The sequence below is a fragment of the Pseudomonas putida genome, from assembly GCF_025905425.1.
Taxonomy (GTDB): Bacteria; Pseudomonadota; Gammaproteobacteria; order Pseudomonadales; family Pseudomonadaceae; genus Aquipseudomonas; species Aquipseudomonas putida_AF.
In genome coordinates this window covers 1,940,457-1,954,655 of the sequence record NZ_CP109603.1, presented here as the reverse complement: position 1 = coordinate 1,954,655, position 14,199 = coordinate 1,940,457, and the positions used below count along the sequence as shown (strand labels likewise).

Below are 14,199 nucleotides of genomic sequence, written 5' to 3'. Positions count from 1 at the left end.
GTCAAATTGGAGGAGGAATGCTGATGCAACACCTCGATTTGTTGGTCATCCGCAAAGCATTGGAATGGTCCAACAGTGGCCGCCGTGTATGGCTGTGCACGGTGCTGGCCACTTACGGCTCGGCTCCGCGCGCGCCAGGTTCACTGTTGGCTGCCAATGTCGATGGCGAATGGATCGGTTCGCTGTCCGGCGGCTGCGTCGAGGATGAATTCCTTGAGTGCCTGGTCGCCAGCGCCTTTTCCGAGCCCATAAGCCTGTTGCGTTATGGCGATGGTAGCGACCCGCATTCACAGATCCGGTTGCCGTGTGGTGGTGTACTAGAAGTGTTGGTGGAAAACCTGGCGGCCGATTGCGAGGTGCAGGCACATCTGCGTGAACTGGAAAGCGCCTTGGCCGGACAACGCCGTTTAATCCGTGAAGTCGCCCTCCCCGGCGGCGAACGCCGTATTTTAGCGGACTCCTCTCAGGGGCAGCGAGTGGAACGCCAAGGCGATGTTTTGCGCTTACGAATAGGCGCGGCTCAGCGTCTATTGTTGGCGGGTTACTCTTCAGTAGCAAAGGTATGCGCCGAGTTTGGCCAGAGCCTTGGTTTCGAAGTGCTGCTCTGCGATCCCCGTGATGAAGTGCTGCAAGGCGTCGAGTTACCGGGGGTGGAGATTCGTCGTCAGTTACCATCGGAAGTGATCCGTCTGGGCGGTTGTCATGCCGACACTGCGGTGGTGGCATTGACACATGATCCGCGGATCGATGATCTGGCCATGATCGAAGCGGTGCGTACCCAGGCGTTTTATATTGGCGTGATGGGATCCAAGGCCACCACCGCCAAACGATTTGAACGTCTGCGCCGGATTGCCGGCCTGGACGACAGTGACCTCGCACGAATTGTCGCGCCCATTGGCCTCAACCTGGGCAGTAAAACCCCGGCGGAAATCGCCCTCGCCGTACTGGCTGATATCTTGCGAGTGCGCAACGGTCTGGCCCGCGAAGAGATCTAAGGAAACCCTGAAGAAGACTTCCCGAATCTGGTGAAATACGCCAATCCCGTTGCCGAGTTTCCCGATAAAGCGTGGGCCTGTCCCGTGACAACGGACGCCGACAAGCGCAAGCAGACCCGCAAGGAGTTGTTCCTGATCAAGATGGATCAGGTGGTGCCATGGACGGGTTTGATTGCCCTGATCGAGCCACATTACCCGAAGGTTGAAGGCGGCCGTCCTGCGTATCCGTTGATAGCGATGCTGCGCGTGCATCTGATGCAGAACTGGTTCGGCTACAGCGATCCGGCGATGGAGGAAGCGCTCTACGAGACCACCATCCTGCGCCAGTTCGACGGCCTGAGCCTGGAGCGCCTCCCCGACGAAAGCACCATCCTCACTTCCGACGCCTGCTGGAGAAACACGAATTGGCAGCATGATTCTGGCGGTGATCAATGGCTACTTGGGTGACCGTGGCCTGTCGCTGCGCCAAGGCAGCATCGTCGATGTCACGCTGATTCATGCGCCCAGGTCGACCTAGAATAGAGACGGTAAAAGCGTGACCCGTAGATGCATCAAACAGAGAAGGGGAACCAGTACTACTTCGGCGCGAAAGCCCACATTGGCGCCGACGATGAATCGGACTTTGCACATAGCCTGGTGGTCACAGCGGCGAATGTCGCGGATATCACCCAAGTCGATAAACTGCTGCATGGCGAGGAAAACGTAGTCTGTGCCGATACGGGCTACACCGGGGTCGAGAAGCGTGAAGAGCGTGCTGGACGTCAGGTCATCTGGCAGATCGCGGCCCGGCGCAGCATCTATAAGAAACAGGACAAGCGCAGTACCTTGTACAAGGCGATCCGCAAGATCGAGCGCGCCAAAGTGCAGGTACGGGCGAAAGTCGAACATCCTTTTCGGGGGATCAATCGGCAGTTTGGCTACACCAAGGTGCGCTTCCGTGGCTTGACCAAGAATACGGCGCAGATGATCACCTTGTTCGCCCTATCGAACCTGTGGATGGCCCGCCAGCAATTGCTGGCGACCGTAGGAGAGATGCGTCTGTAATGCCAGAATGGCTGCCGCGAAGTACTTGCGCCGGCGAAAAAGATAGGGAAGCGCGGATGATTTAAGTGTTTTGGATCGATTGACCGCGTTCAAAAATCAGCGGTCGCTGAAGCCAGTCAGAAACACGTGGCTATTTCAAACCATCCTAAGGAAAGTATTTACTGCATTACCGGGATAATGAGTTCGGCACAGGGAGCGTCAGACAAAGCTACGCCTTCTAGGATAACTGTACCTGTAGCAGAGCAACACGTTTGCCCTGTCAGCCTTTTGGGAGCCCCTCATGTTCGACCAGAGTTTAGTTGATTGTCGAAATCCCGTGATTAATACTGTTGGCCTTTCATCAGTTGCATTACGTGATATCCAGCGAATTGATAGCAAACAGCTAAAAAAATCCAGGTTATGGATGTACCTGCCTGTCATCATGGCTTTTTTGCTGGGGGAGCCAACTTTTGCTCAGGATGTTCCGCCCGGTAGTGCTGTGTTCAACCAACGCTGCGGGGCATGCCACGTTTCCGGTAAACCTTCGGCAATGGGGCCGGATCTTGCAGGTGTTTTTGGCCGTAAAGCAGGCACTCTGGCGAACTTCACTTACTCCAGTGCGATGCGTGATAGCCAGCGAGTCTGGAACGAAGCCGAGCTCGATGCATTTATCCAGAACCCGCAAAAAGCCGTGAAAGGGACCAAGATGTTCGCGCCAGGTATTAGCGACGCCAAGATACGCAGCGATCTGATTACTTATTTACAAACACTTGAATAGCCTGGAGCGAGAACACCGCCATTACGTTTCGAAAATAAAAATCCAAAGAGCTAGCTTTCTTAAACTTGAGACTGCCCCACAACGCGCATGTTGTCGAAGGTGCGCCATAAACTCTTCGTAATAAATAAAATAATAGCGAGGCAACAATGCATCTTGTTTCTAGAAATGCAATCGGCACCTTTCTGCTCTCAATCATGCCACTGAGTAATATTTTTGCATTGGAAGGCGTTGAACTCGGAGGCATTCAATTCACCCCTAAGCTAGAGGCCGGAGCTGCCTATATCAATAACAAGGACCAGGCATTTGGTTCTAATCTCAGCCTCCTCGGCCTGCCAGTCGAACGTGATGGCAGTCGTTTCGAATACTTCGTCAAACCTGGCCTAGAATTCAATGCTCCCGTGCTTGGCGCGGGCTCCTTTTACGGCGGCGTGAGCGGCGTGACCAGTTTTACCCGCGGAGATAGTGACGGCGCTGGCTTGACCCCTGATGATCCTGAGTCGAGCGATCTCGATGAGGCTTACCTTGGTTGGAAAAGCGGATCCGTATTTTCCGGCTTGGGTGAGGATGCCATCAAGCTCAGTTTCGGACGCCAAGCCTTCATGATCGGTAACGGCTTCCTGATCGGCGAAGGTCATCTGGATCAGGGTAACGACGGAGGTTACTGGTTGGCCCCCTATAAGGCGTTTGACAACACCATCCTGGCTCAACTCGATAGCGACAATCTCCACGTCGACCTCTTCGACCTTTCTGCACGGATGGATCTGGACGTCATCGACTACAAGGAAAAGGTTCGCGTACGCGGCGGTAACATTGAATGGCGCGACAAGACTTACGGCACTCTCGGGGCTACCGCCTTCCACACCCTGGATGCCGACAACCCGCTGCGTGACGGAATGAATGTCTACGACGTGCGCGCTTCTGGCAGTCCGATCCAGTCATTACCGCAGGTGACGCTTGCCGCAGAGTATGTTTGGCAACGTGGTGGCGAAGCGGACAAAAGTGGAGAAGCCTGGTATGTACAGGGCAGCTACACCTTTAGCGATGCGCCCTGGACACCAGTACTGACATATCGCCATGCCGTGTTCTCTGACGATTACGACTCTCTGCTCTATGGCTACGGTGGCGATTGGGGAACCTGGTTCCAAGGCGAGATCGTGGGTGAGTCCATGCTGTTCAACGTCAACCAAAAAGTCGACATGCTTAAACTGGCGGCGTACCCGACCGAAGCCCTGATGGTTGGAATAACTGCCTACGACTTCAGCTACGCCAAAGCACCTGAAGGCGTCACTAGCAAAGACTTCGCCAAAGAGTTAAACCTGAACGTTGATTGGCTGGTAACACCCAAGATAACGGTCGGTGCTCTCTATGGTATCGCCCAGCCTGACGACGGTGCGAAGCAAGCTTTTGGTGACGATGAAACTTCGCAACTGTTTGAGACTTACATCAACGTTAAATTCTGAGTAGCTGATAGCACCGCAACACTTGGTTCCTGGCGTTGAGACTCATTGCTCCTCAACGCTATTTTGGCCGCTAACCCGCGGCCTTTTTTTTTGAGCTTTTATGAGTAGGGAGCGCCAATCAGGCAAGCGCGGAGTGGACTTCGTTGGAAATGATGGAATTGGCGGGTGTTAAGGGAGCAGCGGGTGCCGCTTGTGCCAATCAGTGAAAACTTCTGCAAGACCATACCGACGCAGTGGAGGATCGTTTAAGCGCCCTTTCCAGCGATAAACTGACAGCCTATTGGTAGGCCGGCTCCCGTAAAACCGCATGGTAGACTGAGACACAGGTGACCACTGACATTGAATGGAACAGAGCTCGCCGTTGAAGCGTTGGCCGTAGAGTAAAATACGCTGTTAATCCATACCGCTAAGGGCTCTACCAATCTCAATCAAGCGACTCAACGCCTGCCCATATTCTTTCGCACGTTCAGGATCGCTCACCGAGTGCGCCTCCCAATTGCTGCTGATCGCCATCGATGCAGTCGATGCAGCGTCCCGCCACCATCACAAATGACCGGGTCCAAGCCATCGCTGAGCCAGGTCTCATCATCCCCGAGACGCAGGCCGCGAAAGCTATCGTCGATCCCCGGGGTCTCCAAGCAGACACTGGGCAACAATGTCGGATCCTTGGGAGAATGGCCTGCAATCGTCGATAAAAAAGATAGTACATCTCGTACACTGCACGCCATGAGGCCCACATGGTCGAGGCTTGCGGCGAGCTCGAAGCCTCTATGCCTACTGACTCGCCCCAGGTCGAATTCAGACAAGTCAACTCGTTGGCCGCAAAGGGAAAAACATCGCCCCTTATGTCAGTACCGAGAACCGGAACAAAGATCCGTAGCAACAACGCCGCTGCCACTGGACGAAGCTCCAGCTCAGTGCGCTGCATTCCGTGGATTGATGGGCGTGGACAGACCAGGGTGATGGATAGCAAAGCACCCTCTGTCATCTGCAATTTACCCAGCATCACACAACCAGCTTCATGCAGGCGTGCAACGGCAGTTGCATCTTCCTTCGGGATGAAATCAAGATGGGTCGGCATCCCAGCCGAAGTTGAAATACCGGTGGTGTGAAGCAGATTCTTCAGAGCAATCAGGATACCGTGAAGCGGACCACTACACTTTCCGCGCATCAGCTCATGCTCTGTTTTTCGAGCCTGTTCCAAAGCTCGCTCTGGTGTTACTCGAGGTTAGCCGGGCAATTCACCGTCGAGCTTTTCGATACGCGCCGATTGAGCTTCGGCGACTTGTATCGGAGATACCTTTACAGTGCGGGTGAGTAAGGACAACTCATGCATCTCCAGGTAGTGCAACTCGCTACTGCCAGTCATTGATAGCCGCCGAGGAAGGTTAGGGCCAGTGAACTAAACTCGGCCGGGTGTTCGCTTTGCAGGTGATGAGCAGCATTACCCATAACGTGCAGACGCGCATCGGCAAACTGGTTCACCATCAACATCGGCACGTCAATGCCGCCGAACCAGTCGTGTAATCCCCAGAGGATCAAGGTCGGCGCCTTGACCTGCGCGAATACCGGCATCAGGTTCTCCCATACACCAAATGAACCGGGTCTCTGCAACAGTTCGCGGTAGGCCGGATTGCAACTCGCCTCATAACGCAGAAGTAGCGTTTTTGCATCGAGACGCTCATCGTCGTGCAATTCGTAGCGACGGATCAGCGTACGCATCTTCTCTAGGCTTGGCCCGCTATCGGCAAAATAGTAATCGGACATCAGGTTGGCAGCGTGCTTGCTAAATAACGGTAACGGTTGCATAACGCCCCGCTCCACTGGCTGGGAGCCGATCAGCAGCAAACGGCCAACCCTCTCTGGATGGTCGGCGGCGAAGCGGATCGCGACACAGCCGCCGAACGACTGGTTGACCAGGTGGGCCTGGCGAATACCCAAGGCATCCATGAACCCGAGCAATTTGTCGGCGTGCCAGCTGAACATCGGACCTTCGATCGGCACCATATCGGAACCACCGAACTGCGCAAGATCGAGGTAGTAGCAATGATAACGCTCAGAGAAAGCCTTGGCACTGAGGTGGAAGTTACTCCAGGCACTGCTGCCAGGACCGCCGCCATGAGTAAAAATTATCGGCAGGTTGTCCTCCGGCCCCTCAATCATGCTGTAGTGCAAGCGAACGCCTTCGATCGAAACGAACCTGCTATGAGGTTCGAATGAATTCTCCATAAAGGATTTCCTCTCTGAAAAGCGTTCGGTACACGCACGCGTACCGAACGAGCTGCGGTCAGTCTTCGATTTTTCGGGTCTTGTAGCCTGGGCGGTGGCCGTCGGCTGTTTGTTTGAAAATCAGGCTTGTATCTTTTATCGCGCCCGCCACTCCACGTCCTGGCTTGGCAATTCCGCGATTCCAGCGCGAAGCCAACTTACGCCAGGTGATCGGCGAAATGTCTGTGGACACCAATTGCTCGTCGTCCCAGCCTGTACCGTCACTGTAGAAGTTCTGCATGGCTTCGCGGGCATAGACGTCGCAATCATTGAAGCCGTGTAGGCACAGTGGCTTGTATACGTTGTCATAGCGATACTGATGCTTCTCACGCTCTTGGGGGGTATCACAGACGCGCACTATGATTTCCCAGTACTCGTGAGTGTCATCAGTGATTGGTACATACCACTCGTACTGAGTCATATGCTCACCCGGCCAGTTCTCCACCATCAACACACCCGGCAACACCACCGAGGTACGGTAAGCTCGGCCATTGAGGCCCTCCACCTTAAGGCCCAATTGTTGGTTTTCCAGCACCGGTGCCCACTTATCGGTAAACAGCCACTGCATCATGCCCTTCGGACCATTTTCGTCCTCGACCACTTCGATGCAGTCATCACTGGTTGGCAGCAGGCCCAGCGGCAATACCCAATCCATGGCATGGACGATGGTGTTGTCCTTGTGCACCAGAATGTGTGCATTGTCGAAGCCGTTTTCACAGGCAATTCGCCAGTCCCCGAATCCCGTGCGGTGCATGCCCAGTACTACCGCATTGTCATCCAGTACGCCTGGAGAAGTTGGCCACAATGGATGAGGAAAACGTTCGGAGCTTTCAGGAAAACGGAACGGCAGATCGTGCGCCAATGGAGGTACATCCTCGTCAGGAAAGTTATCCTCCCGGACGAAAACAAAAATCATTCCGTTGATCTCATGCACCGGATAAGAAGTAATCCCGGTGGTACCGATCAGTTTATCTTCCGGGTTGGCAACGATAGTCACCAGCTTGCCGCTGGCCAGATCGAAGGTAAATCCGTGGTACCAACAGGAGATTGTGCTCTTGCTAAAACAAGTAGGTTTCTCTGAAAGACGCACCCCCCGATGCAAGCATTGGTCTTTCAGGGCGAAGACTTTTCCATCGACACGGCGCAGGACGATCGGGATACCGCAGATCTGAATTCCCTGTACCTGGTCCTCGAGCAGTTCATTGGTGAACAGTGCTGGATACCAATGATTGATGAACCCCCAAGCGGCATCCTTGTACGGCTGATATTGGCTCTGGGTCTTGGCGTTGTTGGTGCGGGCATCGCTGATGCCACTCTTGACCACACGACGGCGGATAATGGGTTGCTCGGACATGGGGAACTCCCGATAAGCTGACTGAGAACAGCGCCGCATGAAGCGGCGCGCTTAAAGGTCATCCTAGGAAGCTGGCAGACAATTGACGCTCCTTTGGCTGAGTGCATTATCCCGGTAGCGCAGAAAGTGCGTGTAGGGGCAAAGACTCTTAGCGCGCCAGGGTTTCTGAGGGGCTTTCGCCGAAGCGGCGCTTGTAGTCAGTGGTGAAGTGACCGAGGTGACTGAACCCCCATTTGTAAGCGACAGAGGTCACTGTGGCGGTACCAGTACTCAGCTTTTTCAACTCTTCATGCACATAGCGAAGACGCACTTCCTTCAGATAAAGCATCGGCGAGGTGTTGCGGAAACGCCGGAAACCAGTGAACAGCGAACGGCTACTCACACCGGCATGCTCGGCCATTTCGACGATGGAGATTGGCTCGTGTGCGTGCTCCTCGATGTAGCGCTCGACACGCTTTACAAATGCTGGTGCGATCGAAGGCTCATCCACGCAGAGTTCCGCGCTGTAGTTATGAGGCTGGCAGGACAGCAACATGGATACAACGGTATGTTCGAACTGTGCATAGAGCATTGGAGGCAGTGGCCCATCATTGGAAGACAGGCTGTCGTAGACCCAGCCAACCATACGCATCCAAAGACGGCCAGGCACAGTGTCCAGCGGCATGGCCGTTTGGAACTCGATTGCCTTACGCAAAGTGCGCCCCAAGTGCTGCTGGCAATAGCGCTCGAGCAGGCTGCGGTCCACTCGCATCATCAGTTTTTCCGTGCCATTGGAATGGATTATTCGAAATGGCGCATGAGCATTGAGTATCGAACCGGTGCTTGAGTCAGAAAGCACCTTCTCGTTGCCATAGTCGATCCGCTCTTCTCCGCGTATCGGCATTTGAACCAGGTAAAAGGTATCGAGCACGCTCGGCTCGATGACTACGTCACCGCCGAAGCTTAGACGACTGAAGCCTATCCCTTCCAATCCTCGGTAATAGATATGGGCATCGACGGGGCTTTTGGTGTCCAGGCTATTGAGGCGATTTTCACAAAAAATCTGCTCGCAGCATTTACGCGCTTCCTCCAAGTCCCGTGTATGGCAAACCTCGAAATGTGACAGCACAATCTCTGGCGGTGTCACTTTAGAAAAAACCAAGCTTTCCATCTCTGCTTACCTCTCCCTCCTCCCGGATACGACTGGAGAAGGACTGTTAATCACGCACGATACGACACCCGAATCAAACGTCCGAGCTTATTTTTGTAATGAATACAGTTCTTACCGCACCACCGTTCTGGCCCTTTGCCACATATGCGGAGTCAAAATCATGGACAGCAGTGGCACATCAATGCGTACGCTGGTAACAACCTGCGATTCATTGCTGATTCAAACGCTGTAAATACAGTGCTTCGGTAACACCTGATCGGTGAAACTAGCCTGTTCAGAGAGCGAAGCAAAGAACATGCCCATGTAGTTGCTGATAGGTGATTACTAGATAGATGGCAGGCCGTCTCACTGATGCGCAATGAGCGACCTGCCTGCCTGGCTTCACCAAACCTCAAACCCGCGCAGCTGCTTACGCTTCGCGCCAACCAACACAAACAGTAACCGAGCTGGTTTGTTACTGGTATTACGCCAGGCATGGCGTGTACCCATCTGCACCACAAGGTCTCCCTGCTTCAACTGACGGGTACATCCTTCGTCGAGCTCAAGGGTAATTTCGCCTTCGAGCACCACACCATAATCGATGGTGTCAGTGCGATGGAAACCAGGATGATCTGCTTCAAAACATTCACCCAGACCCGGAAGGCGTGAGCACAGTTCTTCAGCGGCGGCGACCGGATCGTAATTGACTCCACCAGCGAGACTGTCCGGAGGAAAAGTGACCAGCAATACGCTGGTACCGCCCGGTGCAGGTACCACCGAGACCATCCCTGGCGCGGGATCCAAAGGCTGGTTGATCAGCTCCGGGACGGGGGCGGTGCGCCAGACAACGGCGGCGCTGAACCCGCGAGAATGGGTGAACTCTTCACTTCCAGCTAACGGGCCACAGCTGATTATCTGCGAGCGGCCGGATTCATCATGGCCAGTTACGATACGGGTTGTTGTCATGGAGAATGCTTCCGAATCAATGAACGGGCGCACTGCGACCAACCAGGTCAGACGCAGCGCGAATCAGGGCGTCAGTCGTGGACGATGTGGAAGTTAGTGAAACCACTCGCCTGCGTCTGGATATCCTCAAGTGCTTCATTGAGCCTCTCAAGCGGATACGCCCGCTCCTCCAGCCATGACAAATCAAGCATGCCAGAGTCGATCATTCTCGCCATTTCATCGCCCTCGGAGGTGGTGAACCACAACGAGCCGATGTATTGCAATTGAGCGCACATGAAGGGATGCGGGTCGATGGGAATCGGCCCAGCGACACCACCAATCTGGATAATGCGACCGCCTCGCCCCACTGATTGCATGGCGTCTACCGACAACTGCGCCGGCGCTTTCGCACCCAGGGTATCGAGCATGACATCGACACCCCCTGGGACCTTGCGAAGTACCTCCTCATGAATTGAATCGCCACCGATCCGTATCGTCTCGATACGTCCAGGCGCCAGTTGTTTGAGTCGCTCCAGTGCCACGCTGTCACGGGCAGCGACCACCACCTGAGCTGCACCGAAGGCCAATGCGAGCAACGTTGCGCCCACTCCAAGGGTGCCGCTGGCACCTAGAATGAGAATGCTCTGCCCGGGGCGCAGCATTGATTTTCGGATCGCCGAATAAGCCGTACCGAGATAGCCGAAGCGGGACGCCTGGGCAAAACTCAGGCACTGCGGCAACCGTACGAGATTGGTGACTGGCGCGGTCATGTACTGGCCATAACCGGCATAGGGGTATTTCTCAAAGATTGCACGCGAGTCGGCACCGAAGCCGAAGTACCCCATGAAGGTGTAAGCCTCACAACGTGGTGCTTCACCTTGTTTGCAGTGACGGCATTCGCCGCAGCCCACACCAGGGTTTACATATACCCGTTCGCCAGGTTTGAAAGATGTAACCTCAGAACCAACCGCGGCCACGGTACCAACGGAATCCAACCCGAAGATAGCGGGCAAAGCCGGCAACGGCAGAAATGGATACCACTCGGGAAAATGCGTGGTGACGTTCTTCAGGTTCGGGATCAAGCCACTGGCCTCGACCTTCACCAGAACATCGTGAGCACCGGGCTCCGGCCGAGGCATCTCGTCGATGGTGAATTTTCCACCGATCTCGTGCAACCGGGCCGCTTTCATTGTAGTCATCTCATTGTCCTCTGATTAACACTGGGTTCATTCATGTCCGCCTCGATAGCGATGCGGGTGTGGTCCCCAGCGCAGCACTGGGGACCCTTTTGACCGGCGCGCTGCTAACGCCCCGCCGCTTGCAAGGTTTGCAGGGAAAAATCACTGGGCTTGGCCGGGAAGTTGGTTTTCCAGGTCGCACTGTCGATCAAGGAAAGAGTGGCGTGATTGCGCTGGAAATCGATGACCGCGACACTTGCACTGCGCAGATCACCATCGGCGGGATTGGAATAGGACTGGATCTCCATGAATTTCCAGAACTCACCTTTGCGGTCATAAGCTTCTGCGTAATAAAAACGTGGAAACTTGACGTCCATGTACATCACTTTTTTGCTGTAGGGATGGGCAGACGGAGTCGTCGCCTCGATCACATAGACTTCGCGTGGCTCAAAGTTATTGTTGTTCATGTTCCAGTAAGGTGGTGTTTCTTCCAGGACCGGGTACTTCTCCGCAAATGTCTTGCCATCAGGTTTCCACAATCCGGTTTTGCTGTTGGCCACTGCGAGAATCCAACGCTTGCCGAGCAGCTTGTACTCCGGGTACCAGCATGGCCGAGCGTTGAAGATATCCAGATCGTCTTGCAACTGGTCGGACGAACCGACCGGGTCCATCCAGGCGCCCCCGGAAAGTCGGCGTACCCGACGTACAGCGGGGATGTATGCCCAGACGTCATTGACCTTTTCCGAATCGTACATAGCGGTAAAGGTGCCTACCCCTTTCATGTCCGAAGGCGATTTGAAATACAGCAATTGACGACCACGCTCACTGCCGTCGCCTTCAACCGTACTGTCGCTAGTCAGACGCCCCTTCATACGATAGCGAGTAAACTCTGCAACCGGGCTGGCATGGATGCCTTTTTTGCCGTCGATCAGCAGTTGAGTAAATAATGGCACCTGCGAAACATCACCAAGCAGTTGCCCCAGGTGCCAGTTCCATATGAGCTTCTCGGCGACTTGCGGATCTTTCACGTCGATATTCGGAAAGGGTTCACCCGCGCCCCAGCCATCCACCCGACATTCCTGCTTGTTGATCGTTGCCTTGCCCGAGTTGGCCTGTGAAGCTTTAACCCAACGAGGGTCGAGCGCTATTTCCTTCGATTTGGCCAGCGGCAATTTCCAGCCACTATTGCGAATCCGCCATTCCATTTTTTCGGTCAGCAGACTGGCAATGCCATGACCTTCAAACGTGTCGCTCTTCACCTGGTCAATGTTGGCTGCAGAAATCACCGTACCTACCGGCAGCTCCGCCGCAATAGCGAAGGATGAAAGACCGGCGGCGACCGTAACAACACCCGCTGCCAGAGTATGGCGCAGGGCGAAATATGATGCACTCATGGTGAGTTTCTCCTGAAGGTCAGAACAAGTAAGTCAGGCTGGTGTAGAGCTGATCGCGGTTATGGAAGTAACCGAACAGCGTGGTGTTATCGCAGTCGTTCATTTGTCCTTGGCTGCACTTTGAACTGTCGCGATGTGCGTCGTCCCAGAACGCGTCGTACTCGACTTTCCAGCGCACCTTGCTGGATAGCTCCACAGTGATTGAGGGCACTGCGAAACCGCCGCCGTTGCTCAGGTCAGCCCCCAGCACCAGCTGTGGACGCACACGGCCGTTGTTGTAGCTGAGGTCGAAAATGGTGGTCGCCAGTACCGAGTGTTCTTTAACCTTCCCTCCCCAGCCAACGCTGTAAAGCAGCCCGTCGTCCTTGTCGAAGTTCTGCACCCACTTGTCGAACAGCTGGACGGAGAAAAACATCGGCTTTTCTGTACCCAACCAGGACTGGGTAGCGGCAATGTTTTTGTCCATGCGCAACATCATTGCCACCACGTTTTTGTTGGTGTAGCCGTCATATCCGGGGGCAATAAACTGGCTGAGCAAGGTCGGAGTCGGTGAATCGACCTGGTAGGGAGCGTCCTTGATATAACCGACTTCGGTGCTGAGCACTGCGTCTGCCCAGTCGGAGTAACGGCTGGCGGTGAAGCCGAAGATATCGACCATCGGGTAGATGATCTCGCCAGCCACTCCACGAGTCTGATCGGCACCTTTGGTGGTCGCGCCAGACGGCACATTCGGCTGGCCGATAAGTGCGAGATTGTTGGAAGCGTTGAGGATCGGCGAAGGGTAAAAAGTTCTCAAGTAGGACAACGAATAGTTGGTGTCGCCCTTCAGGCCGCTCCAGCGAATACCGCCAGTGACATCGCGATAGTCGCCCTCCTTGTTCTCAAAGTTATAGGGATCGATATTGCGGAAATCGACTCCGGCATAAGGCTGGCTCGACCAGCGTCCGCCGTAGATATCCAGCTCAGTGCCGATATCTTTTTTGCGGTCCCAGCCCGGTCGTACGAACAGCTCGATACCGCCGTCCAGTTCTGGAACGTCGATATTCATCTTGGCCATGATGTTGGTTTTGCGCAGTTCCTCGTTGGCGGGTTCGAGGAAGCTACGCCAGGTGTTGTCAAACCCGTGCACCAGGTCGTTGGCTGCAAAAAAGTCGGTCTCGCCCCAAGCGATCTGTTGCTTGCCAAGACGCAATCTGGTGCGCTCACCCACCGGAAAATCGACATACAGCTCGCGGATCTCGTTCTGGTTGTAGAGATCCATGATGTCACCCTTACCATCCGACTCGTGGTAGTTGTTGGCCCCCATGTCCTCCAGATGGTCAAGAAAATTGGTCTTGACCTCGCGCGACGCGCGCAGCTTGGCCACTAGCGCAACATCTTCGGTGGCCTGCCATTCCAAATTAAGGCGCGCTGTGCTGCGCGCCATTGACAGTTTTCCCTTGTCGTCGTAGCCGGGGGTGTCTTGCCAATTCCTCATGTTCCAGGACATTTCCTGGCGTAGGTAGCCGTCGAACTTGAGACTTTCGTCGGCTAACAATGGCGTGGCCAGCGTCGTCAGGCCTATCGTCAGGACGAGTTTTCTGAGCGGGGTGTGCGGGAGCGCACCCGGGATGCTGTTGTTATTCATGTTATCTCCCAGGGGATGGCAGCGAGGAGCCTATGAGCTCTGTTATTG

Annotated in this window: 11 protein-coding genes and 2 pseudogenes; 4 read left to right on the top strand and 9 right to left on the bottom strand. The window is 54.7% G+C overall.

Annotated elements, in window-relative coordinates; translation table 11 throughout:
- The first annotated feature begins 23 nt into the window (after positions 1-23).
- From OGV19_RS08720 to OGV19_RS08705, 4 genes and pseudogenes are all read left to right on the top strand, one after another.
- Positions 24-995, top strand: a complete 972-nt coding sequence (locus OGV19_RS08720) for an XdhC family protein (protein ID WP_264313015.1) — start codon at positions 24-26, stop codon at positions 993-995.
- 84 nt (positions 996-1,079) lie between these two features.
- Positions 1,080-2,039 (top strand): annotated as a pseudogene (locus OGV19_RS08715) (IS5 family transposase).
- Between the two features lie 280 nt (positions 2,040-2,319).
- Positions 2,320-2,796 carry a c-type cytochrome gene (locus OGV19_RS08710; protein WP_264313014.1) on the top strand — a complete coding sequence of 159 codons (477 nt, stop codon included), beginning with the start codon at positions 2,320-2,322 and terminating at the stop codon, positions 2,794-2,796.
- 146 nt (positions 2,797-2,942) lie between these two features.
- Positions 2,943-4,256 (top strand): alginate export family protein, encoded by a 1,314-nt coding sequence (locus OGV19_RS08705; RefSeq protein WP_264313013.1) that lies wholly within the window; start codon positions 2,943-2,945, stop codon positions 4,254-4,256.
- 476 nt (positions 4,257-4,732) lie between these two features.
- On the opposite strand, the gene OGV19_RS08695 is transcribed toward OGV19_RS08705, so the two are convergent.
- The 9 genes and pseudogenes from OGV19_RS08695 to OGV19_RS08655 form a co-directional block, all read right to left on the bottom strand.
- On the bottom strand, positions 4,733-4,993 hold the full coding sequence (locus tag OGV19_RS08695) for a hypothetical protein (protein ID WP_264313915.1): 261 nt from the start codon (positions 4,991-4,993) through the stop codon (positions 4,733-4,735).
- A gap of 287 nt (positions 4,994-5,280) precedes the next feature.
- Positions 5,281-5,427, bottom strand: a pseudogene (locus OGV19_RS08690) (amidase family protein); the annotation flags it as partial.
- Positions 5,428-5,621: 194 nt separating this feature from the next.
- A complete protein-coding gene (locus OGV19_RS08685) occupies positions 5,622-6,485 on the bottom strand; it encodes an alpha/beta fold hydrolase (protein ID WP_264313012.1) in 864 nt (287 codons plus the stop codon).
- Positions 6,486-6,543: 58 nt separating this feature from the next.
- Positions 6,544-7,878 carry an aromatic ring-hydroxylating dioxygenase subunit alpha gene (locus OGV19_RS08680; RefSeq protein WP_264313011.1) on the bottom strand — a complete coding sequence of 445 codons (1,335 nt, stop codon included), beginning with the start codon at positions 7,876-7,878 and terminating at the stop codon, positions 6,544-6,546.
- Positions 7,879-8,026: 148 nt separating this feature from the next.
- Positions 8,027-9,028, bottom strand: coding sequence for an AraC family transcriptional regulator (locus tag OGV19_RS08675; RefSeq protein WP_264313010.1), 1,002 nt, complete (start codon positions 9,026-9,028; stop codon positions 8,027-8,029).
- A 381-nt stretch (positions 9,029-9,409) separates the two neighbouring features.
- A complete protein-coding gene (locus tag OGV19_RS08670) occupies positions 9,410-9,973 on the bottom strand; it encodes a cupin domain-containing protein (RefSeq protein ID WP_264313009.1) in 564 nt (187 codons plus the stop codon).
- A gap of 71 nt (positions 9,974-10,044) precedes the next feature.
- The gene (locus tag OGV19_RS08665; protein ID WP_264313008.1) at positions 10,045-11,151 is read right to left on the bottom strand and encodes an alcohol dehydrogenase catalytic domain-containing protein; all 1,107 of its coding nucleotides are present in this window, start codon (positions 11,149-11,151) and stop codon (positions 10,045-10,047) included.
- 104 nt (positions 11,152-11,255) lie between these two features.
- Positions 11,256-12,524, bottom strand: coding sequence for a DUF1329 domain-containing protein (locus tag OGV19_RS08660; RefSeq protein ID WP_264313007.1), 1,269 nt, complete (start codon positions 12,522-12,524; stop codon positions 11,256-11,258).
- A 19-nt stretch (positions 12,525-12,543) separates the two neighbouring features.
- Positions 12,544-14,151 (bottom strand): DUF1302 family protein, encoded by a 1,608-nt coding sequence (locus tag OGV19_RS08655; protein WP_264313006.1) that lies wholly within the window; start codon positions 14,149-14,151, stop codon positions 12,544-12,546.
- Positions 14,152-14,199 lie beyond the last annotated feature (48 nt).